This is a genomic window from Alienimonas californiensis (assembly GCF_007743815.1).
Classification (GTDB): Bacteria; Planctomycetota; Planctomycetia; order Planctomycetales; family Planctomycetaceae; genus Alienimonas; species Alienimonas californiensis.
The window spans coordinates 970,598-996,238 of the sequence record NZ_CP036265.1 but is presented as its reverse complement, the minus strand read 5'-3'; the positions used below and the strand labels follow the sequence as shown (position 1 = coordinate 996,238).

The 25,641-nt window shown below is 71.0% G+C and carries 17 protein-coding genes; 8 read left to right on the top strand and 9 right to left on the bottom strand.

The features are described from left to right. Positions 1-150 precede the first annotated feature (150 nt). Positions 151-1,503, bottom strand: coding sequence for a molybdopterin molybdotransferase MoeA (locus CA12_RS03830; RefSeq protein WP_165700539.1), 1,353 nt, complete (start codon positions 1,501-1,503; stop codon positions 151-153). Positions 1,504-1,603: 100 nt separating this feature from the next. Here CA12_RS03830 and CA12_RS03825 point away from each other — a divergent pair, with 100 nt between their 5' ends. Then, positions 1,604-3,229, top strand: a complete 1,626-nt coding sequence (locus tag CA12_RS03825; protein WP_165700538.1) for an ATP-binding protein — start codon at positions 1,604-1,606, stop codon at positions 3,227-3,229. Further along, positions 3,226-3,969: a response regulator transcription factor gene (locus CA12_RS03820; RefSeq protein WP_207622135.1), complete on the top strand. Its 744-nt coding sequence runs from the start codon at positions 3,226-3,228 to the stop codon at positions 3,967-3,969. The genes CA12_RS03825 and CA12_RS03820 overlap by 4 nt, the downstream gene beginning before the upstream one ends. 83 nt (positions 3,970-4,052) lie before the next feature. Here the strand turns inward: CA12_RS03820 and CA12_RS03815 are convergent, their stop codons facing one another. Both CA12_RS03815 and CA12_RS03810 read right to left on the bottom strand, forming a co-directional pair. Next, entirely contained in the window at positions 4,053-4,994 is a 942-nt protein-coding gene (locus CA12_RS03815) for a hypothetical protein (protein ID WP_145357560.1), read from the bottom strand. Continuing rightward, positions 4,987-5,847: a sugar phosphate isomerase/epimerase family protein gene (locus CA12_RS03810; RefSeq protein WP_145357559.1), complete on the bottom strand. Its 861-nt coding sequence runs from the start codon at positions 5,845-5,847 to the stop codon at positions 4,987-4,989. The genes CA12_RS03815 and CA12_RS03810 overlap by 8 nt, the downstream gene beginning before the upstream one ends. Before the next feature lie 185 nt (positions 5,848-6,032). Here CA12_RS03810 and CA12_RS03805 point away from each other — a divergent pair, with 185 nt between their 5' ends. Beyond that, positions 6,033-7,631, top strand: coding sequence for an SLC13 family permease (locus CA12_RS03805; protein ID WP_145357558.1), 1,599 nt, complete (start codon positions 6,033-6,035; stop codon positions 7,629-7,631). A 116-nt stretch (positions 7,632-7,747) separates the two neighbouring features. Here the strand turns inward: CA12_RS03805 and CA12_RS03800 are convergent, their stop codons facing one another. The 3 genes from CA12_RS03800 to CA12_RS03790 all read right to left on the bottom strand — a co-directional run bounded on the left by CA12_RS03800 (position 7,748) and on the right by CA12_RS03790 (position 12,570). Continuing rightward, positions 7,748-9,064, bottom strand: a complete 1,317-nt coding sequence (locus tag CA12_RS03800; RefSeq protein ID WP_145357557.1) for a tRNA modification GTPase — start codon at positions 9,062-9,064, stop codon at positions 7,748-7,750. A 9-nt stretch (positions 9,065-9,073) separates the two neighbouring features. Continuing rightward, a complete protein-coding gene (gene yidC / locus CA12_RS03795; RefSeq protein ID WP_145357556.1) occupies positions 9,074-11,629 on the bottom strand; it encodes a membrane protein insertase YidC in 2,556 nt (851 codons plus the stop codon). A gap of 185 nt (positions 11,630-11,814) precedes the next feature. Beyond that, positions 11,815-12,570 (bottom strand): metallophosphoesterase family protein, encoded by a 756-nt coding sequence (locus CA12_RS03790; protein WP_145357555.1) that lies wholly within the window; start codon positions 12,568-12,570, stop codon positions 11,815-11,817. Between the two features lie 276 nt (positions 12,571-12,846). Between CA12_RS03790 and CA12_RS03785 the strand changes: the two genes are divergently transcribed. After that, the gene (locus tag CA12_RS03785) at positions 12,847-13,875 is read left to right on the top strand and encodes a glycoside hydrolase family 16 protein (RefSeq protein WP_165700537.1); all 1,029 of its coding nucleotides are present in this window, start codon (positions 12,847-12,849) and stop codon (positions 13,873-13,875) included. A 209-nt stretch (positions 13,876-14,084) separates the two neighbouring features. Here CA12_RS03785 and CA12_RS03780 read toward each other — a convergent pair whose 3' ends face one another. After that, entirely contained in the window at positions 14,085-14,813 is a 729-nt protein-coding gene (locus CA12_RS03780) for a hypothetical protein (protein WP_145357553.1), read from the bottom strand. A gap of 347 nt (positions 14,814-15,160) precedes the next feature. On the opposite strand from CA12_RS03780, the gene CA12_RS03775 reads away from it, so the two are divergent. Continuing rightward, on the top strand, positions 15,161-16,813 hold the full coding sequence (locus CA12_RS03775) for a sialate O-acetylesterase (RefSeq protein WP_145357552.1): 1,653 nt from the start codon (positions 15,161-15,163) through the stop codon (positions 16,811-16,813). Between the two features lie 182 nt (positions 16,814-16,995). On the opposite strand, the gene CA12_RS03770 is transcribed toward CA12_RS03775, so the two are convergent. Continuing rightward, complete coding sequence (locus tag CA12_RS03770) at positions 16,996-17,910, bottom strand: class I SAM-dependent methyltransferase (protein ID WP_145357551.1); 915 nt, start codon at positions 17,908-17,910, stop codon at positions 16,996-16,998. Positions 17,911-18,055: 145 nt separating this feature from the next. Continuing rightward, a complete protein-coding gene (locus CA12_RS03765; protein WP_165700536.1) occupies positions 18,056-19,183 on the bottom strand; it encodes a carboxylate-amine ligase in 1,128 nt (375 codons plus the stop codon). 253 nt (positions 19,184-19,436) lie between these two features. On the opposite strand from CA12_RS03765, the gene CA12_RS03760 reads away from it, so the two are divergent. From CA12_RS03760 to CA12_RS03750, 3 genes are all read left to right on the top strand, one after another. Further along, positions 19,437-20,537, top strand: a complete 1,101-nt coding sequence (locus CA12_RS03760) for a baeRF10 domain-containing protein (protein ID WP_145357549.1) — start codon at positions 19,437-19,439, stop codon at positions 20,535-20,537. 242 nt (positions 20,538-20,779) lie between these two features. After that, positions 20,780-23,629, top strand: a complete 2,850-nt coding sequence (locus CA12_RS03755) for a PSD1 and planctomycete cytochrome C domain-containing protein (protein WP_145357548.1) — start codon at positions 20,780-20,782, stop codon at positions 23,627-23,629. Positions 23,630-23,726: 97 nt separating this feature from the next. Next, entirely contained in the window at positions 23,727-25,178 is a 1,452-nt protein-coding gene (locus CA12_RS03750; protein WP_145357547.1) for a DUF1501 domain-containing protein, read from the top strand. The last annotated feature ends 463 nt before the right edge of the window (positions 25,179-25,641 follow it).

Below are 25,641 nucleotides of genomic sequence, written 5' to 3'. Positions count from 1 at the left end.
GTGGGGCAGGCGAGGGAACGACTATCCCCATCTCCCCAAAACCGCGGCGCCAGACCGAGCCGCATTCCGGCGTGGGGCCCGCCCGGCGGGGAATGCCCCAGGATTATTGAATTAAGACAGGTGAATTCCGCCCCGCGCGTTCCGCCGGCTCTACCAGGCGCGATACGGCAGTCGGCCGGCGGTGGCGGCGCCGGGGGGGACTTCGACGAATCCGTCCGAGCGGGCCAGCGCGACGGTGTCGGAGGCCCCGCGGCCGTCGACCGCCGTCGCCACGGGGAGACCCCCCGCCGTCTCGGCGTTCTCATCGCCCCGGACGTCCAGCCGGACCGGGCGGAACCGCCACAGCGGCAGGGGCCCGTCGGCGCGCCCGTCGGCGGGATCGTCCGGGGGCAGCGCCTCCACCAGGGCGGTCGGCTCCGGCCCCGGGAACCCGGCGACGTGGCGGAGCAGCTCGATCCCGATCCGCCGAGCCACGCACAGCGCCGCGACCGGATTGCCCGGCAGCCCGAGCGCCAACCGCCCGGCCCCCGTTCCTGACTCGACGACCGCGGCGAAGACGGGTTTGCCGGGGCGAATCGGCAGGCCGTGGAACAGCGGGCGCCCGCCGATCGCCCGGACGGCGTCGGGCACGAGGTCGTAATCGCCGACGGAGACCCCGCCGGTCGTCACCACGGCGTCGTGCCGGTCGAGCAGCACGGCGAGGGTCTGGGCCAGCAGCGTCGGATCGTCGCCGACGTAGGCCGGCGGGGAGACCCGCAGATACGGCCGCCGAGCCAGCAGGGCGGCGACGGCGGGGCCGTTGGCGTCGCGGACCTCCCACGGGGCAAGTTCCCGCGAGCCCATTTCCATGGGGACCGGCAGGCGGGCGTCGGCGTTCCGCAGGGGGACCGCGGCCGGGAAGGGCGCCGCACGCACCTCCTCGCCGGTCACCAGCACCGCGACCCGCACCCGCCGGCGGACCGTCAGCGTGGACAGCCCGCAGGCCGCCGCCGCCGCGACGACCGCGGCGTTCACCAGCGTGCCGGGCTCGGCGATCGGATCGCCGGCCCGGCCGTTCTCCCCGCGGCGTCGCACGTTCGCCCCGGCGGGCACGGCCGTCGCCAGCCCGGCGGGCACGACGATGCGCTCCGTCCCCGCCCGGCCGCGGCCCTCGCGTCGCACCTGTTCCTGACGGATCACCCGATCGCAGCCCGCCGGGACGGGGGCTCCGGTAAAGATCCGCACCGCCGACCCGGCGACGTGCTCCGGCGGGGGGCTCCCCGCCGCCGCCGCCCCCAGGACCGACAGCGAGCCGGTCCCGCTCGGCAGATCCGGGGCGCCCACCGCGTAGCCGTCCATCGCCGACAGGTCGCAGGCCGGGCTGTCGCGGTCCAGCGTCGGGGCGAGGGCCAGCAGGCGACCGACGGCCTCGGCGAGGGGAACCTCTTTCGTTCCCACCGTCCCCAACGCGGCCCGGCAGGCGTCAATCGCGGCGGCGGGGCTGTCGAAGGCGAACGTGGACATGCCGGCGAACGGGAGCGAAAGGCTACGGTGGGGGACGAGGTGGCCCCGGGCGTCGTCGGCGCGAGGCGGCCCGCCCCCCGGAGCGCGAACCGAACCGCCCATGACCGACTCCGCCGATTCGCCCGCCGCCGTGGAGCCTGCATCTTTCGGACCGACCGCGCGCCCGACGTTCCCACCAGCCCCGTCGGCGGACCCGGCGGGGGCGTGGGCGGACCCGCGGCGGATGCTCAACCGCCGGTTCGTCGCCGCGATGACCGCCGCGGCAGCGCTGGCCGTGGCGAACCAGACGCTCGTGCAACCCGCCCTGCTGGACCTGACGACCGACGCCCCGGTGATCAACGTGGCGGGCCGGCAGCGGATGCTCAGCCAGCGGTTGGCGAAGGCGGCGCTGGCCGAGGGCGCCGCCGACTCCCCCGCCGACCGGGCCGCCCGCCGCGGGGAGCTGCGGGACACGCTGGCCCTGTGGACCCGCTCGCATCGCGGGCTGCAACACGGCGACGCCGTCTTGGAACTGCCGGGCGAAAACGCCCCCGCGGTGACGGCGGCGTTCGACGACTTGGAACCGCACTTCGCCGCCGCCCGCCAAGCCGCCGCCGACCTGATCGCCGGCCGCGGCGACCCGGCGGACCGTCGCCGGGCACTCCTCGCCGCCGAACGCGAATACCTGCCGCGGATGGACCGCATCGTCCATTTCTACGAGGAGGAATCGCAGGCCCGGGTGGCGGCCCTCCGCCGGACCGGCTGGGGGCTGACGGGGTTGGTGCTGGTCGCGTTGGCGGCGGTGGGGCTGTTCGTGCTGCGGCCCGCCGGCCGCACGATCGCCGACCAGATCGACGCCCTGAGGGAGGCCCGCGATCGGCTGGAGGACCGCGTCGCCGACCGCACCCGGGAGCTGAAGCGCGCCAACGCAGCCCTGCACCGGGAACATGAAGATCGCCTGCGGGCCGAGGAAAAACAGCGGGACCTGCTCCGCGAGTACGCCCGCGTCGGCCGGGCGCAGTCCGTGGGGCAGACGGCCTCCGGGCTGGCCCACGAGTTGAACCAACCGCTCGGCGCCGTGGCGAACTACGTGGAAGGCTGCTTGGTCCGACTGGAACGCGGGCGGCTGGAACGGGGGGAGAGGACGCCGGACGGGTTGGCGGAGGCGTTGCTCAAAGCGCGGGACGCGGCGCTGCGGGCGGGGGCGATCGTGGCCCGCATCCGCCGCCTCGCCGCCCGCGGCCCGGCGGAGTTCGTCCCGCTGGACCCGGCGGCCCTGGTGCGGGAGGTTGCGGAGTTCATGGAGGAGGACGCCCGCCGCCGCGGCGTGCGGCTGGACCTCCGCCTCGATCCCGCCGCAGGAACGGCACGCGATTTGATGGCCGTCACCGGCGACCGCGTCCAACTTCAACAGGTTTTGACCAACTTCCTCACGAACGCGTTCGACGCCATCGCCGCCGCCGCGCCCGCTCAACCGCGGGTCACGCTGGGTTTGTGCGCCCCTGACGGGGGGCGGGTGGAACTTTTTGTGGAGGACAACGGCGACGGGTTGTCGCCCAAGGCGGCCGACCGGGCCTTTGACGCCTTTTACAGCGGTCGTGCCCACGGAACGGGCATTGGCCTAGCCGTCGCCCGCTCGATTGCGGAGGCTCACGGCGGCACGCTCTCCGTCCGTTCGGAGCGCGGCGCCGGCGCCCGGTTCGCCCTGTCCCTGCCTGTTTCTCCCTCCGCCGATTCGCCGCCGTGACGAATCCTGGTGATGCGCCCCGCAGCGATGCGGCCCTCGACGACCCGCCCCCCGGCCCCCCGGCGCTGGGCGACTTGGCGTCGGCGCCGACGGTTCACATCGTGGACGACGACGAGGAGATGCGCGATTCGCTGCGCTGGCTGATCGAAAGCGTGGGCATGCGGGCCGTCTGCTACGGCTCCGGGGCGGAGTTCCTCCAGCGCCAGCGCGAGGGCCGGGGCGCGGCGGGGGACGGGCCGGGGTGCCTGGTCTCCGACGTGCGGATGCCGCGGATGAGCGGCCTGGACATGTACGAGGCCTTCAAGGCGGACGGCGGCGACCTGCCGGTCATCTTTATCACCGCTCATGCGGACGTGCCGATGGCCGTGCGGGCGTTGCAGAGCGGGGCGGCGGAGTTCCTGGAGAAGCCCTTCAACCGGCACGCCCTGTTGGAGCGGGTGCAGCGGGCGGTCCGCCGCGACGCCCGCCGCCGCGATCAGGAGCGGGCACTGACGACGCTGGACCGCCGCTTCGCCGCCCTCTCGGACCGCGAACGCCTCGTGCTGGAGGGCCTGAAGCGCGGGCTGCCGAACCGGGAGATCGCCGAGCAGGCCCAGGTCACCGTGCGGGCGGTGGAGATGCGGCGGAGCGGCCTGATGAAGAAGCTCGGCGCCCCCACGCTGGCCGACCTGCTGCGCCTGGCCTGGTGCGTCGAAACCCGCACCCCCCCCGACGCCGGGCCGGAGCCCAGCCCCTGCTGAGCGACGGCGGCGGAGCGTCCCCATCCCGAGACCTTCGCTGGAACCGCGACCGTCAGGGAGCCGGCTCCCTGACGGTCGCGGTTCTAAGTTGGGCGTCCATTGGCGACCCAGTCGCCGTAGGTCTGGCCCGTGTCAGTTCGCTTCCATGCCCTCGGGCCACTCTCGCTATATCCACGAATGATTGCGGCCGACTCAGTCGGGTTGCCTTTAAAGAAGACATCCCGCGCAAATCCAAATCCCCCGTCTTCCGCCGCTCTCTCCGCGAGGTCGCCGTTCGTGATGAGTTGTGACCGGCGCAAATGATATCCTTTTGTCAATGAGGCGGTCGACGTCGCAGAGGCCGCCGATCCTGCGAGGACCGTTAGCCCTCCGTCCGTCGCGACCGCCCGCGCGGTGCGCCCGCGGAACACCATCTTGAATGGTGCGCCTGCTGGTCGTTTCGGCTTGGCATTTATCGCTGGCGGTAGAGCCGTAGCCGCGGAGGCTGGAGCCGACAGACGACACGGCGTGGCGAGGAGCCTGAGGCCAAGCGTCGGCAGGATCAGGTCGAGGTCGAAGGTGACCGACGGCAGGATGTTCAAGTCATGTGCACGCAGACCGAGCTCCTCGGGACGCGGGCGCTGTTCGTTTTTTAGATCGACGAGGTTGTGCTTCTCGGCCTCGACTGCCCGTTGAATGAGGTGTCTCTCCAGCCACTCCGCCTGGTCTCGGGAGAATCTGTCCCGGGGGAGGTAGATGTGAAACGTTTCTTCCCAGAAGTCGCGTCGTCCATCTCGGGCATGTTCGCCCCGCCGTTTGCTGCCGCGTCGGGAATGGCCGATGTAGACCGGAGCCGGCATCTCGCCGCTCAGCGGTCCGGTCAGGACGTAAACGTACAGGTCTCCGAACCCCTCGCCGCGGGTCAGTTTATCCATCTGCCCCCGCGGCGCCCGGGCGACCTTCACGAACCCGTCATTGAACTCTGCCCAAGCGGGGCCGTTCGGTGTCGGATCCTTGAAGACTGTCCGCAGCAGTCGTTCAACCATCCCCCAGCACCTCCGCCCGGGCGGCCTTCAGGACGGCGAGGGCCTTGGCCACGTCGGCCTTTTGGCGGTCGCGGTCTTCGGGGATCTCGCGTTCGATCGTCAGCGGGCCGCGGTAGCCGATTTCGTGCAGCGTGCGCAGGTAGTCCGTCATGCCGACCTCGCCCTCGCCCAGCGCGACCTCCTGGCCCCACTCCTTGCCGCGGACGGCCGCGGGCGCCTGGCGGGCGTCTTTGCAGTGCACGCTTTTGACGAAGTCGCCCACCTTCCGCAGCGCCGGCAGCGGGTCGTCGGTGCCGTAGAGCAGCAGGTTCGCCGGGTCGAAGTTCACGCCGAGGTTCTCCCGGTGCACGTCGCCCAGGAAGTCCAGCAGGTGCGAGGCGGTCTCCTGACCGGTCTCCAGGTTGATCGTCTGGCCGTTCTCCGCGGCGTGATCGCAGCAGCGGGCGACGACCTTCACGAGGTCCTTGTAGTCCTCGCCGGTGCGGTCCTCGGGGACGAAGCCGACGTGCAGGCCGACCGCGGGGCTGCGGAGTTCCTCGGCAAAGTCGGAGATGGCGCACAGTTCGGCGGCCCGGGCCTCGCGGAGGTCGCGGGGGACGAGGCCGACGGTCCGGGCGGTCTCCGGGATGCTGGCGTAGCTCTCGCCGTCGAAGCCGGCGAACACGCAGGTCAGCACGATGTCCGCGTCGGCCAGATCGGCGAGGAACTTCGCCGCGTGGGCGGGGGTGCGGCTCTGCGGGGCGGGGGCGTGCAGCTGCACGGTGGGGATCGACAGCTCCTTCGCCACGTCGAGCCGCACGCCGAGGCCGGCGTCCAGAGAGGTGAACACGCCGAGGGGGAAGACGTCTCGCATGGGTTTTCCCGAAGGATGGACGGGTCGCGGGGGGCACGGACGCCGCCCACCCTACCGCCGGGGCGGTTCCCGGTGCATCATCCCGGCTCGATCCGTCGCCGTTCGTCGCCTGTGACGCCCTGCCGCGACGCGCGTGTCGCCGGTCGGCGACGGCCCCCGGGAACCCGCAGGAGCGATCCGTCCGCATGAGCGAATCCACGCCGCCAATCGACCGCCCCGGATTCTTCGGCCGGTGGGGCGTGTGGCTGGGGTTGCTCGCGGCCGCGATCGTGCTGGCGCTCGACGCCCCGGCGGGGATGACGCCGGGCGCCCAGAAAACCCTCGCCGTCACGGTCCTCACCGGCGTGCTGTGGTTCACCGGGGCCGTCCCGCTGGGGGCGGCGAGCCTCGTGCCGCTGGTCGCCTTCCCGCTGTGCGGCGTACTGGAGGTGGGGCCGGCGTCCGAGGCCTATATCAATAAATACGTCTTCCTGTACCTCGGCGGGTTCCTGCTGGCGCTGGGGCTGGAACGCTGGAACGTGCACGAGCGGCTCGCCCTGCACACGCTGCGGTTCACCGGGACTTCGCCCCGCCGGGTCGTCGCCGGGTTCATGCTGGCGGCGGCGGGGCTGAGCATGTGGATCAGCAACACCGCCGCGACGATCATGCTGCTCCCGGTCGCCGTGGCGATGCTGGACGCACTAGGAAAGAAGACCGGCGGAACCGACGATCGGCTGACGGCCGAGGGGGGAACCGGCGAGGCGGCCGCCGAGGACGCCGCCCGTCACACCGCCCGGCAGCACAAGCTGACCGTGGCCCTGTTGCTCGGGCTGGCGTGGGCGGCGAGCCTTGGCGGGATCGCCACGCCGATCGGCACGCCCACGAACGTGGCGTTTCTGGGCGTCTGGGAGAAAGCGTTCCCGGGCGAGAGCTTGGACCGGTTCAGCTTCGACCGCTGGATGCTGGCGTTCGCCCCGGTCTCCGCCGTGATGCTGGTCCTGGCGTGGGGCCTGTTAACTTGGAACCTGCGGCCGGCGCCGGGGGCGGCGGCGGTGGGCCGCTCGTTCTTCGCCGGGCGTCTCAATGCTCTCGGCCGGCTCAGCACGCCGGAGAAACGGATGCTGGCCGTGTTCGGCCTCGCCGCGGCGCTGTGGGTGATCCCCGGGCCGCTGTTCGCGTCCCTCAAGGCGACGGAGACCGGCACGGAGTGGATTGAAGCGATCGACGCCCGCGGGCTCACGCCGATCGTGCAGCCGGACGACAGCACCGTGGCGGTCGTCTGCGCCCTGCTGGCCTTCGCCCTGCCGGCCGGCGACGGGCGGGGTTCCCGCCTAATTAATTGGCACACCGCCGAACGCCTGCCGTGGGATATTTTGTTGCTGTTCGGCGCCGGCTTCGCGCTCGCCCTGGCGTTTAAAGAGACGGGTCTGTCGCTGTGGGTCGGCGAGCGGTTGGGCGACGCCGTCCGCGGGCAGCCGGAATGGGTGTTGGTGGGGGCGGTCTGTCTGGTGATGACCTTCCTGACCGAATGCACCAGTAACGTGGCGACCTGCTCCATCGTCCTGCCGGTGCTGGCCGGCGTGGCGGTGGAGATCGGCGTCGAACCGAGCCTGATCATGCTGCCGGCCGCGGCCTCGGCGAGCTTCGCCTTTATGCTGCCGGTGGCGACCCCGCCGAACGCGATCGTGTTCGGCAGCGGCCGATTAACGATGGGCGAGATGGCGCGCAAAGGGTTCGTCTTGAACCTCGTCGGCGCCGTCGCGATCACGGTCCTGACGCTGTTCTGGGTCCGGCGGATTCTATGAAAATAACCCGAAGCGTCAGCGAGGGCATGCGGCGACGGCGTGCGGCGTGCTCAAACGGCCGGCCGCCTCCGCTGCGCGGAGGCCCCTCGCTGACGCTTCGGGTTGGTGATGGAGGATTACTTCCCGATGCAGAACCGGCCGAAGATGCGGCCCAATAAGTCGTCATGATAGACGACGCCCAGCACTTCGCCGAGGGCGTCGATCGCCGTTCGTAATTCGGCGGCGACGAGTTCGTCCCCCAACTCGACCACGTCCCCGGCCCGCTCCAGCGCCGTGGCGGCCTCCCGCAGCGCGGCCCCGCCGCGGGCGGCCGTGGCTCCGGTCAGGTGGCGACGCGGCTCGGCCCGCTCCAGCGCCGCGGCGAGGGCCATACGTAACTCGGCCAGCCCCGCCCCCGTCGCGGCGGAGACGGAGAGTTCCCCCGGTTCCTCCCTGGCCCGCAGGTCCGCCTTGGTGTGCACGACGAGGCCGGCGCCCGCGGGACCCGCCCCGCCCGGCGGGACGCAATGCAGCACGAGGTCCGCGGCGGCGAGCGTCTCCGCCCGGCGGGCCTGGGCGGCGGCGGAGAGTTCGTCCGCCGCCGTTTCCTCGCCGGCGGTGTCGATCAGTTCGACCGTCGCCTCGCCGAGCCGCACGGTCTCGCTGACGTCGTCCCGCGTCGTGCCCGCCGTGGGGGAGACCAGTGCCGCCGGCCGGCCGCTCAAGGCATTGAGGAGCGAGCTTTTCCCGGCGTTCGGCGGCCCGGCCAGCACGACCCGCGGCGCCGTGTGCGACACGCTGCGGCCCGCGGCGTCCTCCGCCAGCGCCGCGATCGCCCCGCGGCCGGCTTCAATTCGCTCTCGCAGCACGTCCGGTTCGACGAAGGAGACGTCCTCCTCCGCGAAGTCCAAACCGGCCTCCAGGTCCGCCAGCAGATCGAGGAGGTCGCTCCGCACCGGGGCCAAGCGGTTCGAGACGCCCCCGGCGAGCTGGTTGAGGGCCGTGTGTAACTCGTCCGGATCGGCGGCGTCCACGACCCCCAGCACGGCCTCGGCTTCGGTCAGCCCGATCCGCCCGGCGAGGAACGCCCGCAGGGTGAACTCCCCCGGCCCCGCCGGCCGGAAGCCGACCGCGTGCAGTGCCGACAGCGTCGCTTCGACCACCGGCGGCGAACCGGGCAGGTGCAGTTCAGCGCTCGGCTGGCCGGTGTAGCTGCGCTCCGTCGGCCAGACCAGCGCCGCCGCGGGGACCGGGGCGGGGAAGGCGTCGAGCCTCAATTCCCCCTCAAACCGCCGGGCGCCGCGGCCGGGGTCGGCGTCGGGCTCGGCGGGGGTGAACAGGTTTCGCAGCAACCGCGGCGTCCCGGGGCCGCTGAGCCGGATGATCGCCCGCTCCGCCCCGCCGGGGGCGGAGGCCGGGGCGGCGATCGGTTCGTCCGGGTCGGGCAGGGACACGGGGCGGCCCTACCGCTTGGACTTCTTCTTCCCGCCGCCGCCGGCGGCGCGGCGGGCGGCTTTGCTGTTGGGGGCGGGGCGGCCGTTGCGGGCGCCGCGGTCGCGGCGGCTGAGCTGCTGGTTCGTCGCCTCCGCCTGGGCGGCCTCGGCGGCGGCCTGGGCCTCGGCGATCTTCTCCTTCAACCGGGCCATCGGCTTCTCCGTGATGCGGCCGACCGCCCGGCCGACGGGACCCTTCCTGCGGGGGGTCAGGTCTTCCTCGGGATCCAGCTGGGCGTTGCGGGTGCGGTCCAGCAGCTTGCGTTCGGTCAGCGTCCACACGGCGCTGGCGATGCTGTACAGGCACCAGCCGGCCGGCAGGTGATAGATGAACAGGGCGCTGAGGGGCATCATGTAGCCCATCAGTTTGTATTGCATCTCCTGCTCCGGCGTCTGGGCCGGGGGCATGAAGAGCTTTTGCTGGAAGAACCACAGCGCCGCGAGCGCCACCGGCAGGACATTGAGATACCAGCCGAGGTACGGAATCCGGAACGGCAGCAGGAAGAGGTTGTCCGGGGCGGCGAGGTTGTCGATCCACAGAAACTCCGCCAGCCGCAGGTCCACGCTGTTTAACAGGGCGTTATAGAGGGCGATGAAAACCGGGATCGTAAAAAAGACCGGCAGGCAGCCCATTAAGGGGTTTACGCCGTATTTATTCATCAACGCCCACTGCTCGCGGCCGGCGGCCTGGGCGTCGTCGCCGCAGCGCTTTTTAATCTCCGCGATCTTGGGGGCCAGGGCCTTCTGCTTGGCGGCCATCAGCGCCGTCCGCTTCGAGAGCGGGAACATCAGCAGCCGCACGCAGACCGTCAGGCTGATAATCGCCAGCCAGTACGGGAAGCCCAGGTCGTGCAGCTGGGTCATGAACCACAGCATCCCCCCGCCGATCACGCCGAACCAACCGAGGTCCATCACCTCGCCGGCGCCCAGCGGCTCCAGCAGGTCCAGCCGTTTGGGGCCGGCGAACAGCGTGAACGACCGCGTCGCCTCGCCCGCTTCGAGATCCTCCCCGGCGCCGGCGGCGGCGGGCACCTCGACCGGGGCGCTGGTCAGGCGGACGGAGATGTCGTTGAGGTACGTCTGGCTCGGGTCCGGCTCGTCCGTGACCTGCGGGACGGCGCTGTCGATCACGGGGGCGTCGTAGACGTCCCCCAGGCCGGGCAGCAGGCCGTCGTCGTCCTGGGCGTCCGCCAGCGCCGGCGCCGGGGTGGAGGCCCCGGTGCGGGGGAACAGCAACGCGGCGAAGTACTGCACCTCCGTGCCGACGTACCGCAGCGGCTTGCGGTACTCCGCCAGCGCCCCGACGTCCGCCAGTTCCTCCTCGCGGGCGGCCAGCGCGGCCTCCGCGGCGGCGATCCGGGCCTGCAGGCGGGTCACGGCGGCGGCGGCGTCCGCGTCGTCCGGGTTCGCCTCGGCCTTCACCTCGGCGACGTCGAAGTCCCGTTGCAGGTTGGCCAGCGTCTCCTCGAGCCCGCGGATGTCCGCGTCCGCGGCGAGGCTCTCCTTGAGCTTCTTCACCGCCTCGGTCGCGTCGGCGGAGGAGAGGTAGGTCGTCTCCAGTTCGCCGGCGTCCTCGAAGTACGCCAGTTCGATATCCCGGTACTTGCGGGTGTTCTCCTCGTTCTCCAGCGGCAGGCCGACCGGCCCCTGCACGGTGAACCGGGCCTTCCGCGGGCCGGGCGAGAGGTTCCGCAGCGTGAGGTCCAAGTCCAGCATGTAGCCGCGGGGGTCGCTGTCGCGGGCGCCCTCCCGCTGCACGTCCTCCGGGGACTCGTCCGGGGCGCCCTTCCGCAGGCGATACGTCTTCACCGCCTCGAAGGAGCCGTCTGGCGCCGTGAGGGTGAACGTGGCCGCCTGGAGCACCTCCGGGTCGTCCGGATCGGCCGTCGTGCCCGTCAGCGCCCAGTGGGCGCTGAGCGAATCGGCGCCCTGGCGCCGCAGGGCCGCGTCGAGGGCGTCGATGCGGGTTTGAAAGGTGCGGACCACCGCGTCCCCGTTGCCGATCACCTTCAGCGGGGCGTTGCGGTTCGCCAGTTCGCGGTAGCGGCCGTCGCTGAGGGTGATCCGCTCCACCGCGGCGCCGCGGCTGGTCAGTTCGACCTGCGTGTAGTAGCCCCGCTTCGCGGCCGCCGCCGTCAGACCGCCCAGCGTGACGGACTGCCTGGGGTTCGGCTCCCAGGCGGGGGGGGCGTCGGCGGCGGCGTCCGCGTCCTCCGCGGCGCCGTCCGCGGGGGGAGCGGCGGGGCGGTCGGCGGCGGCGCGGTCGGCGTCGGCCAGGAACCCGCGGGGGCTCTCCCCTTCGTCCTTCAGCACGACCGGCTGTTGCGGGGCGGCGTTCTGGTTGGGGAACCACGCCGGCTGGATGAAGCCGAACCACAGCGCCCACAGCGCCAGCGTGGTCACCAGCCACATGGTGAACCGGCTGCTCTCCGGCGCGGCGGTCCCGCCCTTGGCGGAGTTTCCGCCCTTGGAGGCGTTGCCGCCCCCTTTGCTGGAACCGGAGGAAGCGGGCTTGGGGTCCGGCACGGGGCGAACGCGGGTGGAGCGAAAGAGCGGGGGCGAGACGAAGGGGGCTTCGCCGGGGGGGCGAGGATCTTCCCGGGGGGGCGGGGAACTTCCCCATGTCGGGGTGATCTTCGCAGAGCGGGGCGAATCATCCACCCCACGGACCCCAAGCCGGACGCATGCGTCCGGCTTAGGTGGCCGAGGCGCTACTGCCCGTTGGCCAGGCGGTCGCCGAGGTAGTTGTCGAGTTCCGGAATCTCGTAGATCTTTTCCGCGGTGGCGCGGTGATCGTACTCGACGCGGCGGAACGTCAGGCGATCGCCCTCCAGGGTCACGTAGCTGGCCCGGGCGTCGCCGTCGCGCGGCTGGCCCACGCTGCCGACGTTCACCAGCGCCTTGGCGGCGCCCAGCGTGTACTGCCCGTCCAGGTCGGCGGGGCTGAGGAAGTCCAGGTCCTCCGTGAACACCCCGGGGATGTGCGTGTGCCCCTGGAAGCAGTGCCGCCCGACGAGCTGAAAGATCTTGGACATCTTCGGCCCGTTATAGATGTCCTCCGGGAAGACGTACTCGTTCAGCGGGTTGCGGGCGCTGCCGTGGACGAACAGCAGCGTTTCGCCGCGTTCGGCGTGGGTGCGGGGCAACTCGCCGAGGAAGTCGAACCGCTCCGCAGCGCCGCGGCCGTTCTCCAGCGTGCGGCGGGTCCAGAAGATCGCGCGTTCGGCGGTCTTGTTGAACCCCTCCGGATCGAACAGACTGGCCTGGTCGTGGTTCCCCAGCAGGGTCAGGGCGCAGCGGTCGCGGACGAGATCGATGCAGGCCGCCGGGTCCGGGCCGTAGCCGATCACGTCGCCGAGGCAGTAGATCTCGTCCACCCCGGACCCGCCGTTCAGGCCGTCAATGTCCGCGAGGACGGCCTCCAGCGCCTCCAGATTTCCGTGAATGTCGGAGAGAATGGCGCGCACGGACCGGGGCTCGGGCCAGGAAGAAAAAAGAGACGGAGTACCCCGGGGGCGGGTTGAATCGAGACAGCGTACGGGGGCGGACCGCGGCGCACAACCGCCGGTCGGCGGGCCGCCCGGGCGGGAGAGGCCGGCGGCGCGAGGGCGGAAACGCCCCGTCGAAACCGCCGCCCGCCGCCCGGTCGGGGCGATCCGTTCCCGCTTGCCGACCGCCGACCCGTGCGGTCCCGTGGAGCGGCTCGTCCGCCCGTTCGCCCCCGTTCCCGCACCCGCTCGCCCGTGTTCGTCCTCGCCCCGCTGTTGCTCGTCTCCACGCTCGCCGGGGCCGACCCCGTCCCCGGCGGCCCGGCGGAGGTCGTCGCCGTGGCGACCGCCCCGGCCGTGGAGGTCTCCTTTCCCACGCAGGAGGGCCGGCTGTATCAACTCCAACGCCGCGACGGCGACGCCTGGGAGAACGTCGGCACGGCGGTCCGCGGAACCGGCGAGTCCCTGACCCGCCTGCTGCCCGCCGGGGAGTACCGGGCCGTGCGGCCGGACGGCTGGGCGCTGGTCTGGCAGGACGAGTTCGACGGGGACAAGTTGGACCTCACCAAGTGGGGCAAGGAGGAGAACAACCTCGGCGGCGGCAACAACGAGCGGCAGGCCTACCGCGTCGACGAGAAATACGCCTTCGTGAAGGACGGGAATCTGCACCTCGCCGTCTATCGCGACCCGCACACCACCAGCGACGGCAAAACCCAGCCCTATTCCAGCGCCCGCCTCCGCACCCGCGGCCGGGGGGAGTGGACCTTCGGCCGCTTCGAAGTCCGGGCGAAGGTCCCCGGCGGGGAGGGCATCTGGCCGGCGGTCTGGATGCTGCCCACCGACTCCCCCTACGGCGGCTGGGCCGCCGGCGGGGAGATCGACATCCTCGAATCCCGCGGCAGCGCCGTGCAGGAGACCACCGGCGCCCTGCATTTCGGCGGCGGCTGGCCCCGCAATCAATACGTCGCCCACGCCTACGAGTTCCCGAACGAGAACGCCGCCGAGGCCTTTCACACCTACGCCGTCGAGTGGACCGCCGACGCGATCCAATGGTTCGTCGACGACCAGCTCGTGCAGACCCGCACCAAGGACGAATGGTTCTCCGAAGCGGCCCGCGAGAACCCCTCCGCCCCGTTCGACGCGCCCTTTCATCTGCTGATCAACGTCGCCGTCGACGGCCGGTTCTTTGAGAACGTCGATCAACAGGCCGACCGCCTCCCCCCGGACGCCTTCCCGCAGACGTTGCTGGTCGATTACGTGCGGGTTTATCAACGGGCCCGATAACCCGGCCGCCGGTCGACCCGAGCCCCGACCGGCAGGGAGGCGGCCGTTCACGCCGGTTCGACGAGACGCCGCGGCCCGCCCGCGTTTCGGCCACCAACCCGAAGCGTCAGCGAGGGCGTCGGGCGCAGCCCGACGGGAGCCCGCCTCCGCTGCGCGGAGGCCCTCGCTGACGCTTCGGGTTGGTGGACGTTCGTCGTTCCGAACCCGGTTCATCGGCCGTTCGCCTCCTCGCTCGGCCGGGCCCATTGCCGATACAGATCCCGCAGGTGCCGCACGCCGCCGTAGGCGCCCACCACGGAGCGGCTCACGCCGGCGCAGCGGGCCAGTTCGGCGCCGGAGAGCGGCCGGGAACGATGGCGGTTCAGATGCAACGTCCGCAGCAGCCCCGCCAGCGTGGCGGCCCGGCGGTCGGGGGCGGTCATCGCGGGCGGCAGCCCGGCGGCGGTCCGCAGCGCCGGCCAGCTGCCGGCGTGGCGATAGAGCGTCGAACTGGCCACGCCGGCCCAGCGGCAGAACTCCAGCACGCCGAAGTCCGCCCCGCGGGCCCTCGCGAACCGCCGGACGAGGCCGACCAACCGCCGCCGGCTCCAGGTGTCGCCGTGCCGGCCGGCCACGCCCCGCGGCCGCCTCGGCCGCGGCGGCCAGAGGTCCGGGCGGCAGCCCGCCGTCGGCTCCGCGTCGCCCAACGCGGGCACGCCGGCCAGCGGCCCGGTCGTCAGCGCCGCCCGCAGCTTTTCCCGCCGGGCCTTCTCCGCCCGCTGGGTTTCCAACGAATACAGCGACGCGAAATTCGCCCGTTTCCTGGCGAGCCGCTCTTCCTCCCGCCTCCGCAACGCCGCCGGATCCGGCGGCGCCGGGAGCGGCGGCGGGTTGAAGAACGCGGCGAGTTCCGGCGGGATCGCGGCCGGCGGGGGCGGGTCGTGGGGGGGCCGGTGCATATCAGACTCCGAATGAGATCAGGACCGTCCCGCAGTGTGTGATATGAACGCCCGTCCACAAGGGCGATCCCGCGAATCGCGGCGGCGTCCGGGCAAATGTTTGAGAACGCGGAATTGATCGCTCGGCGGGGGGTTTGCGGGGTCCGCGACGAACCGACCGCGTTCTTTCGTAGCGGCGGCATCCTGCCGCCGCCCGTGAGCGGAGCGAGCGGACGCGTTCCACGGGCCGCGTCGAGAGTCGGCGGCTGGAAGCCGCCGCTACGGGGCGGGGCTCCGGCGCCGGTTGAACCCCTGGGCGGGCGGCATTAGCGTGCGCCGTTCCGTTCTCGCTCACCGTCTCAAAATCCATGCTCCGACCGCTCGCTCTCGGTTCGCTCTGTCCGGCCCTGCTGCTGGCCGGCCTGGCCGCCCCCGCCGCCGCGGAGGTCACGCCGGCCCCGATCTTCGGCGATTCAATGGTGTTGCAGGCCGGGGTGAAGGCCCCGGTGTTCGGCGCCACCGAGCCGGGCGGGACGGTGGCCGTCTCCGCCTTCGTCGTCGAAAGCGGCAAGGCCGAGGGGTTGGAGAAGACCAATGAGGCGATCGTCTTCGCCACCGCGGACGAGGCCGGCCGCTGGCAGACCGAGGTCGGCCCGTTCAAGTCGGGGACGACGCTGACGCTGGTCGTCGCCGACGTGCCGGACGTCAAAGAGGATTACTCCGCGGCGAGCGCTCTCAAAGACGAGGCCGCCGCGGACACTGCCGACCGGAAGATTTATACCGACGTGCTCGTCGGCGACGTCTGGCTGTGCAGCGGGCAGTCCAATATGGAATGGCCGCTGAACAACACCCTCGACGGCGCCCGCGACGTGCAGGCCGCCAAGAGCGACGAGATCCGCCTGTTCACCGTGCCCAAGAACAGCGTCCGCGAACCGCAGACGACCCTGAAGGGCCAGCCGGGGCAGGGCGAGCCGTCCGCCGCCCAGTGGGTCAAACTCAGCCCCGAGGCCGCGGCGAACTTCTCCGCGGTCGGCTATCACTTCGGTCAGACCATTCATCACGCGACCGGCAACCCGGTCGGCCTAATCGATTCCAGTTGGGGCGGCACGCCGTCCGAGGCCTGGACTCGCACGGAGACGTTGGAGACCCTCGAAACTGCCGGCCCGCTGCTGGAGCGCTGGGAAAAATACGACGCCGAGGCCAAAGCCGGCCAAGCGTCCGACGGCAACTGGAACGGCAAATACGGCCCCACCCACCCCCACCACCCGGCGAACCTCAACAACGGCATGATCGCCCCGCTGGTGCCCTTCGCCCTCAAGGGAGCGATCTGGTATCAGGGCGAAACGAACGCCGGCCGGGCGGAACAATATGACGAAATCTTCCCCGCGATGATCGAGGACTGGCGGGAGCAGTTCGGCCAGAATCTGCCGTTCTTCTGGGTCCAGCTCGCCAACTATATGGACTACAAGGAGGACCCGAACGCCGGCTCCGAATGGGCGGAGCTGCGGGAAGCCCAGGACAAAACGCTGGACGAACTGCCGGACGTGGGGCAGGCGGTGATTCTCGATACCGGCGAGGCGAAGGACATTCACCCCCGCAATAAAAAGGACGTCGGCGAACGCCTGGCCCTGGCGGCGCTGGAAACCGTCTACGACATGGACGAACCGGGCCAGCTCAGCCCGCGGTTCAAAGAGGCGAAATTGAACGGCAAGACCGCGACGATCACGTTCGACACCGACGGCGACGCCCTGCAGATCCGCCGGGACGATTATTCGGCTGACGCGACCGAGGCCCTCGGCTTCGCCGTCGCCGGGCCGGACAAGAAGTTCGTCCGGGCCAGGGCGGAATTGACCGGCCCGAACACGGTGACGGTCACGGCGCCGGAGGGCGTCTCGAAGATCGCCGCCGTCCGCTACGCCTGGTCCGACAACCCGAAGATCACGCTGTTCAACACCCGCGGCCTGCCGGCGGCGCCCTTCCGCACCGACGACTGGCCCCGCGTAACCGCCGGGCGGTATTGAGAGACCGCCAGTATTGAGAGGCCGAGGGGCAGAGAACCTGTTTCAGAACCCCGAATCGACACCCTGGATCAACAACCCGAAGCGTCAGCGAGGGACGCCCGCGTAGCGGGCGAGGGCGGCGCCCGCCGCCCTCGCTGACGCTTCGGGTTGGTATCGAAGGGGACGCTCTGCGGAGAAACGCTTTATTGGCCCAGCCACGCCGGGTCGAGCCCGATCGAGGGGGCGCTGGCGACGCAATCGACGTCGAGCGGATGCGGCAGCGCCGTCACCGGCCGGGTCGAGGCCGCACGGTCGCGGCGCAGCAGGGTAATTTCGCAGCAGTTGGGCAGCGTCAGCCCGAACTTGCGAAACTCCCGCATGTTATTGTTCGGATGCACGTGCACGCAGAGGTGCGTGTGCAGCAGTTTGGCGACGAAGCCGTCGAAGATCCGATAAAAGGATTCGGAGAAAATATGGTCGACGTCGTGCAGTTCCAGCACGATGACGCGGAATCGCCGCATTAATGCGTCCGGGGCGGCCAGCAGGGTCGTATATTCGGCGCCCTCGATGTCCATTTGCAGCATCAGATCGCCGGCGGGGTCGGCGCCGACCTGCTCCGACAGCGTGCGGAGGTCGTCGGCGGTGTCGTTCACCCAGCCCTCCAACGTGACGACCTGCTCGCTCGGGACGGGGCCGACGAACTTTTTCACGAACCGGAACCGCGGGTGGGCGGTCGCCGGCCCGCCCACGGAGGCGTCCGCCAGGAAGACGGCCATGTCGCGGTCGGCGCAGTCCCGCTCGAACCCGGATTCGCTGCACACGCCGGGGGAATAGCAGGCGACGATGCCCTCCAGATCGTCCGGGACGAGATACCCGCCGTCCGTGGCCGGGCCGAGGCGGATCAACTCGGCGCCGTCGACGGCGTACGGCCGCAGCGATTGGATCGTCGCCCGGACGCGCTCCGGGTCGACGCTGGGGGCGACGCTGGAGCGCCCGGATTGCAGCGTCAGCAGTTCCCGATGCGACAACCCGTGCCGGTTGGACGCGAGCCGCGCCAGCGCCCGGCTCCGCATGAAGCGCCCGTTCAAACGCAGCGGGAAAGAACGTTTGGACGACATGGCAGTGCAGGGGAGATCGCGGGATCGGCCGCCGCGGCCGGACCCCGGGAGCCTAGGCGACCGTTCCCAGCCGATCCAGAGCGAGTGAGCGGCCCCGGTTCGGAGGGCGTGCGGGGCCGTCCCGGCGGGGTTCGCCGGGCGTTCGCTATAACTCCGCGGTCTCCCGCACCACGAGGTCGACGGCGGAGCGGACCTCCCCGGAGCGCTGGACCGCGGCCCGCTGGCGGTCGGCGCTGTTGCCGCCGTCGAGGATCTCCCGTACCCGCTCCCGCACGAAGGCGCCCTCGCCCAGGTCGTTCAGTTCGTCGGCGAGTTCCCCCAGCATGCCCTCGACCAGCTCGGCGGCGGGGCGTTTCCTGCCGGCGGCGACGTCCACCAGTTCGCCGTTCACCCCGCTGCGGGCGGCCCGCCAACTGGCCGCCTTCAGCAATTCCGGCCGCGGGTTGGGGTCCGGCTCGCCGTCGGCGGCGGCCCGGGCGCAGCGCAGGGCGATCGCCCGCACCAGCCCGGCCAGCATCACGGCGTCGTCGAGCCGGGGGCTCACGTCGCTGACGCGGAACTCCACCGTGGGGAGTTCCCGCGGAATGCGAACGTCCCAATACACCTTCGAGCCGTCCGAGATCACCCCCGCCCGCACCAGCCCGTCGATGGTGCGGTCGTAGTCCGCCCGATCCTTGAACGGCTGCGGCGGGCCGGTCATCGGCCACTTCAACCACATCAGCATGCGAAAGCTGTCGTAGCCGGTGTCCTCCCCAAGCCAGTAGGGGGAGCTGGCCGTCAGGGCCAGCAGCGTGGGGAGATAAACCCGCGAGCGGTTCATCACCTGCACGGCGAGGTCCGGGTCCGCAATGCCCACGTGCACGTGCTGGCCGAAAATCAGCAATTCCCGGGTCAGGTACTGGTAATCTGTGACCATGCCCAGGTAGCGCTTCTTGGGGGTGACCGGCTGGTCGTGCCAGTCCGAAAAGGCGTGGGTTCCGGCGGCGCCGATCGTCAGGCCGAAGTGCGAGGCGCTCTCCAGCAGGTCCCTGCGGGCGGCGCCGAGCTGCTCCCGCACCTCGCCCAGCGAACCGCAAATGGAGGTGGCGGTCTCGATCTGGGACAGATGCAGCTCGTTCTGCGGGGCCAGATCGCCCTTGAGATGGGAGTCCCGCTTCAGCTTATCGGCCCGGCTGGCCAGCTTGGCGGTCGAGGGATCGACGATCTGGAACTCCTCCTCGCACCCCATCGTCAGCGATTCCGGGTCGGGGGCGGTGAAAGACCGGGCGGTCATCAGGGTCGGAATCCAATGGAGAATCGAAGGGGACGAAGATCGGCTCGAACCGCTGACGCAAACCGGATGCCGTTTCGGGCACGGCGGTTGCAGAGCGGGCGTCCCACGTCTTCCGGCCGCCCCCCGCCGTCCTCCTCCCGGCCGCCCTTCGACCAACAGGACCGACGGGCGACCATCTTCCTCCCCCCAAGCCGGAGCCATGGCTCCGGCTTGGGGGCGACGTTCTGCTCCGCTCCCTTCCACCCCGCGCCGCATGTCCCTCGCCGATCTGAACCTGCACGAACTCGCCGCCTTGGAGGGGCCGCCGCGGTCGTTCCTCACCTTTTATTTCACCGGCGAAGGCGGCGCCCGCGAGTTGAAGAACCGGGCCGCCACGGCCCGCGGGCTGATTGAGCACGACGAACCGGACCGCCTCGCCGACTTCGACGCCGCCCTGGAGCGACTGAACGCCTTGATGGACGGCGAGTCGTTCGAGCAGGGCGCCGGCTACTGCCTGATGGCCTGCCCGGCGGCGAAGGTCGAACGCGGCTTCAAACTGACCACGCCCGCGGAAACCTCGTTCCGCGCCGCCCGCAGCCCGAACCTGCGGCCGCTGGCGGAGTTGCAGGACGAATACGAACCCTTCCTGCTGGTCGCCGCGGACAACGACGGCGCCCGCATCCTCCAGATCGCCGGCGCCGTCGCCGACGCGGAGGAGGCCGTGAAGGGCGGCGTGAAGAACCGCGTGAAAAAGGGCGGCTGGAGCCAGCAGCGCTACGCCCGCCGGCGGAAGGGCCAACTGCACCGCTACGCCGCCGAGGTCGCCGAACGGCTGGCCGAACTGACGAAGGAGCACGGCCCGGAGCGGATCGTGCTGCTGGGCTCGCAGGAGACCCGCCAGCAAATTGAGGCGGAACTGCCGGACCGCCTGAAGGAGCGGGTGATCGCCGCGGAGGGCTTCGACCTGCACGCCGCCGAGGAGGCCCTCGTGGAGGAGGGTTTGCGGTTGTTCCAGCAGGAGGAGCGCCGCGAGGAGCAGGCCCTCTGGAAGCGGATCCAGAACGAAACCCTCTCCGGCGGACTGGGGGCGATCGGCCCGGAGGACGTGCTGACCGCCCTGCAAACCGGCCGCGTGGACGAGTTGGCCGTCGATCACGACGTGACGATCGAGGGCAGCCGGTGCGACGCCTGCACCACCGCCTTCGCCCAGGTCCACGACCGCTGCCCGCTGTGCGACAGCGAAGACGTCACGCCGATCGCGCTGGTTGAGGAACTGGTCCGACTGGCCGAGCAGACCGACGCCGACGTCGAGTTCGCCCAGGGCGTCCAGGGCCTCGTGGAGAACGGCGGCGTCGCCGCGCTGCTCCGCTGGTGAGCGGGAGAGTTTGGTCAAACGCCGTTTCAGGAACCCGGATCACCAACCCGAAGCGTCAGCGAGGGACGCCCGCGCAGCGGGCGCGGGCTGCGCCCACGTCCCTCGCTGACGCTTCGGGTTTGTCTTGAAACGGCATCCAAGCCGGAGCCCTGGCTCCGGCCGACATCAGGCAATGCGTGGGTGCCGGGGCGGCGGCGGTCGTATAGACTGGGGCTGTTCCGTCCCCCCCGCGCCGGTCGCCGATGCCCGCCCCGCTGCTCCTCGCCGCCCTGTTGGTCCCGGCGGCGGACGCCGCAGCCGGCGGTGCCGGGGAGGTGCAATTCGCCCGGGACGTGCGGCCGATCTTCAACGCCCACTGTTCGGCCTGCCACGGCGGCGTGCGGGAGGCCGGCGGGCTGAATCTGATCAACGAGGACAGCGTCGCCCTGCTGGTCACGCCCGGCGACCCGGCTCTGTCCTACCTGCTGGACCGGGTGACCGACCCGGACGACGAAACCCGCATGCCGCCCGCCGAGCACGGCCCCCGGCTCAGCGACGCGGAGGTCGCCACCCTGACCCGCTGGATCGAACAGGGTGCCGCCTGGGGCCGGCACTGGTCCTTCGAGCCGCCGACCCGCCCGACCCCGCCGCCGACGGCCGATGCCGCGTGGGGCCACGGTCCGATCGACCAATTCGTCCTGGCGAAGCTGGAGGCCGCCGGCCTCGAACCGAACCCGCCCGCGGAGCCGGACCGCTGGTTGCGGCGGGTCTCGCTGGACCTGATCGGCCTCCCGCCGACCCCGGCGGAGCGCGCGACATTTTTAGACGCGGTGAACGAACAGGGCGAACCGGCCTACGCCGCGGCGGTCGACCGGTTGTTGAACAGCCCGCACTTCGGCGAACGCTGGGCGAGCGTCTGGCTGGATCAGATCCGCTACGCCGACAGCCGCGGCCTCGGCCTGGACCGCCGCCGCACCGCCTGGCCCTACCGCGACTGGGTGATCGACGCCTATAATCGCGACCTGCCCTACGACGAATTCACGATCAAACAGCTCGCCGGCGATTTATTGCCGGGGGCGTCGGTGGAGGACCGCGTCGCCACCGCGGCTCATCGGCTCACGCAGTCCAACGAGGAAGGCGGCACCGACGACGAGCAGTTCCGCACCGAGGCGATCCTCGACCGCGTGAGCACCACCTGGCAGGTCTGGCAGGGCCTGACGATGGAGTGCGTGCAGTGCCACGCCCACCCCTACGACCCGCTGCGGCACGAGGAGTTCTACGAGTCCGCCGCCTTCTTCAACGACACCGCGGACGTCGATCTCGACGACGATTACCCCACGCTGCCCGTCCCCCGCGACCGGGCCGACTATCAGCGGGCCGCGGTGCTGGACGCCGAAATGGAACCGCTCCGCCGCCGCCTTTGGGAGGCGGAGAACGCCCTCCTGCAGGACCGCTCCGTCTGGCGGACCCCGACGGAGCTGACGGCGGAGGTGAGCGCCACCCCCGGAATTGAAGTTGAAGAGACGCCGGAGGGGCCGACCTATCGCCTCGTCGGCAACGTGGCCCGCGGCACTGCGGTGACGCTGACGGCCCCGCTGCCGGAGGGGGCCGAACAACTGACCGCGATCCGCTTCACCGGCCTGCCGGTCGATCTGGAAGCGGCGTTGAAAGACGCCGAATGGGGCTGGACCGTCTCCCGCTTCAAGGCGGAATTGATCCCGCCGGAGGGCGAGCCGCGGGAGTTAAAGGTGACCGAGGTGCTGTTCGACGAACCCGCGCCCGCCCGTAATCCGAAGGACAGTTTGAAAGACAACGGCAGCGGGGTCGGGCCGTACTCCAAGACGCACCGCCCGCGGTCGGCCGCGTTCGTGCTCGGCCAGCCGGCGCCGGCGGAGCCGGGTTCCCAGGTGCGGGTCACGCTGACCTTTAACGTCTTCGAACTGTCCGCGTTCCCGCTGGTGGCCCGCCGCGGCCGGATCGCGTTCAGCGACGACGTCGCCTTTCAAAACCTCTGGTGGGACGAGGGAATGGCGGCGGAGCGGGCCGAATTGAGCCGGCTGGAACGGGAGCGGCGAAAGATCCCCTCCGTCCCGCTGCCGGTGATGCGGGAACGCGAACCCTCCCTCGCCCGGCCGACCCACCGCTTCGACCGCGGCAACATGCTGTCCAAGGCGGAACCCGTCTCCCCCGGCGTCCCGGCCGTGCTGGGCGACCCGCTGTCGTCCGAGCAGGGGGGCTCCGAGGCCGACCGTCTCGCCTTCGCCCGCTGGCTGGTCGCCGACGCCAACCCGCTGACGGCCCGGGTGGAGGCGAATCGCCTGTGGGCCCGCCTGTTCGGCGCCGGTCTGGTCCGCACCGAGGAGGACTTCGGCTCCAGCGGCGAACCGCCCTCGCACCCGGCCCTGCTGGACTATCTCGCCGTGCGGTTTCAACGCGACCTCGGCTGGAGCCGCAAACAATTATTGCGGGAGATGGTTCTCAGTGCGACCTACCGTCAGAGCGCCGCGACGACGCCGGAGTTGTTGAACGTCGACCCGAACAATCGCCTGCTGGCCCGCGGGCCGCGGCGGCGGTTGTCGGCGGAGACGCTGCGCGATCAGGCGTTGCACGTCGCCGGCCTGCTGACCGAACGTCTGCACGGCGAACCGGTGCACCCGCCGATTCCCGACGGCGTGTGGAAGCCGTTCTCCGGCGATCAATGGGAGGTCCCCGCCGCCGGCGAGCCGGACCGCACCCGGCGGAGCGTTTATACCTACGTCAAACGCAGCATCCCGCACCCGGTGATGGCCTCCTTCGACGCCCCCAGCCGCGAGTTCTGCACCGCCCGCCGACCGGAGAGCAACACTCCCGTGCAGGCGCTGACGATCCTGAACGACGCCACCTTCACCGAGGCCGCCGCCGCCCTCGCCGACCGCATGACCGCCGCCGGCGACGCCCCCGCCGACCGCGTCGCCGCCGGGTTCCTGCGGGTCTGCGGCCGGGAGCCGACGGAGCGGGAACGGGCGGCGCTGGTCGACCTCTACACCCGCCTCGCCGCCCTCCCGGACGGCCCCCCGGCGACGGAGATCGTCGCCGGAGCGCTGCTGAACCTCGACGAGGCCCTGACCAACTAACCCGAAGCGTCAGCGAGGACGTCGGCCGCAGGCCGGCGTACCGAACCCCTCGCTGACGCTTCGGGCTGGGATCAAAACCGTCCGCCGATCGCCGCCCATGAACGCCGCCGCCCTCGCCCACGTCACCCGTCGCCACTTCCTGCGGGACGCCTCCGCCGGGTTGGTGGGCGGCGTCTGGCTCTCGCAGCAACTCGCCGCCGCCGGCGAGACCGGCTCCGCATTAAACGGCCTGCATCACACGCCCACGGCGAAGCGCGTCATCCACCTGCACATGGTCGGGGCGCCGAGCCAATTAGAGTTGTTCGACTATCGCCCGGCCCTGCAAAAATACGACGGCAAGGACTGCCCGCAGGCGTATCTGGAGGGTCAGCGTTTCGCCTTTATTCAGGGCGTGCCGCAGTTGCTCGGCCCGCAATTTCCCTTTGAACGGCGGGGCGAGAGCGGCCATTTGATCTCGGACCGCCTGCCGCACTTCGCCGGCGCCGTGCCCGGCTACGGCTGCCCGGCGGACGAGGTCTGTTTCTTCAAGACCGTGCAGACGGACCAGTTCAACCACGGGCCGGCCCAATTGATGGCCCACACCGGCGACCCGCGGATGGGTAAACCCAGCGTCGGCGCCTGGACGACGTGGGGGTTGGGCACCGAGAACGAAGACCTGCCCGGCTTCATGGTGCTTTTGAGCGGCGGTCGCCCGCCGCGGGCCGGCAACGCCCTCTGGGGGGCGGGCTTTTTGCCGGGCGTCTATCAGGGCGTGCAGTGCCGCAGCGGCGGGCCGGCGATCCTCAATGTGGAGAACCCCAAGGGCGTCTCCCGCGTCGCCCGCCGGGCCGCCCTCGACACCTTGCGGGAGTTGAACGAACTGGCCCACGAGGAGTTCGGGGACCCGGCGACCCTCACCCGGATCGAGCAGTACGAACTGGCCTACCGCATGCAGGCCGCCGTGCCGGAGGCGACCGACCTCTCCGGCGAGACCGAGGAGACGCACAAGCTCTACGGCACCACCGACGGCGCCAGCCTCGCCAATAACTGCCTGCTGGCCCGGCGGCTGGCGGAGCGGGGCGTGCGGTATATCCAACTGTTCGACTGGGGCTGGGACAGCCACGGCGCCGGCAAGAACGAGGCCCTGAACCATGGGTTCAAGGACAAGTGCCAGCAGATGGACCAGCCGGTCGCCGCGTTGATCTACGACCTGAAGCGGCGGGGACTCTTGGAGGACACGCTGGTGATCTGGGGCGGGGAGTTCGGCCGGACCCCGATGCGGGAGAACCGCGGCGGCACGACGATGGCGATGATCGGCCGCGACCATAACCCCCACGCCTTCACCTGGTGGATGGCCGGCGGCGGGATCAAACCCGGCCACACCGTCGGCGAAACGGACGAACTGGGCTATCTCCCCGCCGAGACCCCCGTGCCCCTGCGGGACGTGCACGCCACCGTGCAGCGCCTGTTGGGCTTCGATCACGAGCGGGTTTCCGTGCCGTTCCGCGGCCTGAACCAGAAGCTCACCGGCGTGCAGCCGGCCCGCGTCGTGACCGAGGCGCTGGCGTAGGTCCGGCGGGGCGAATTGGAGAAATTATGATCGTCGCCGTCGTCGGTCGCTGACCGTCGGTTCGTCCGACGTTAAAATACGTCGCACGTCCGCTCGCCGCGTGATCCTCCGACTGCGAACTGAAACGTCGTCTTGTTCAATAAGCTTTTCGCGCGGCCGTCCGCCGCGTCGTCGCCCCTGAGGTTCGGCCGTGCGGCCGGGCTCTCGTTCCTGCTGTTTTCCGCCGTGGGCGTCGCGGCCGGCTGCTCGTCCGACACGGACGACATGCTGGTCGACCCCGGCGAAGAAGGACCCCCGGGGAGCTTCGCCCCGCCGCCGGACCCAAATCCGTTGCCGGGCCTGGGACCGAACGCCAAGCCCGGGGGGAAGCCGACCTGATCCGAACGGGGCTCGGCGCGATCCTCAGAACGTAGCGTTCGAGCGATCGCGCCGCGTCCGGGTCGATCCCGACGGCCCGGCGAGA

Excerpts from the sequence above, each read along its gene's own strand:
- CA12_RS03750 (WP_145357547.1), top strand. The coding sequence starts at position 23,727 with ATGAACGCCGCCGCCCTCGCCCACGTCACCCGTCGCCACTTCCTGCGG.
- CA12_RS03770 (WP_145357551.1), bottom strand. The coding sequence starts at position 17,910 with ATGTCGTCCAAACGTTCTTTCCCGCTGCGTTTGAACGGGCGCTTCATG.
- CA12_RS03755 (WP_145357548.1), top strand. The coding sequence starts at position 20,780 with ATGCCCGCCCCGCTGCTCCTCGCCGCCCTGTTGGTCCCGGCGGCGGAC.
- CA12_RS03825 (WP_165700538.1), top strand. The coding sequence starts at position 1,604 with ATGACCGACTCCGCCGATTCGCCCGCCGCCGTGGAGCCTGCATCTTTC.
- CA12_RS03760 (WP_145357549.1), top strand. The coding sequence starts at position 19,437 with ATGTCCCTCGCCGATCTGAACCTGCACGAACTCGCCGCCTTGGAGGGG.
- CA12_RS03805 (WP_145357558.1), top strand. The coding sequence starts at position 6,033 with ATGAGCGAATCCACGCCGCCAATCGACCGCCCCGGATTCTTCGGCCGG.
- CA12_RS03830 (WP_165700539.1), bottom strand. The coding sequence starts at position 1,503 with ATGTCCACGTTCGCCTTCGACAGCCCCGCCGCCGCGATTGACGCCTGC.
- CA12_RS03775 (WP_145357552.1), top strand. The coding sequence starts at position 15,161 with ATGCTCCGACCGCTCGCTCTCGGTTCGCTCTGTCCGGCCCTGCTGCTG.
- CA12_RS03765 (WP_165700536.1), bottom strand. The coding sequence starts at position 19,183 with ATGACCGCCCGGTCTTTCACCGCCCCCGACCCGGAATCGCTGACGATG.
- CA12_RS03780 (WP_145357553.1), bottom strand. The coding sequence starts at position 14,813 with ATGCACCGGCCCCCCCACGACCCGCCCCCGCCGGCCGCGATCCCGCCG.
- CA12_RS03815 (WP_145357560.1), bottom strand. The coding sequence starts at position 4,994 with ATGGTTGAACGACTGCTGCGGACAGTCTTCAAGGATCCGACACCGAAC.
- CA12_RS03810 (WP_145357559.1), bottom strand. The coding sequence starts at position 5,847 with ATGCGAGACGTCTTCCCCCTCGGCGTGTTCACCTCTCTGGACGCCGGC.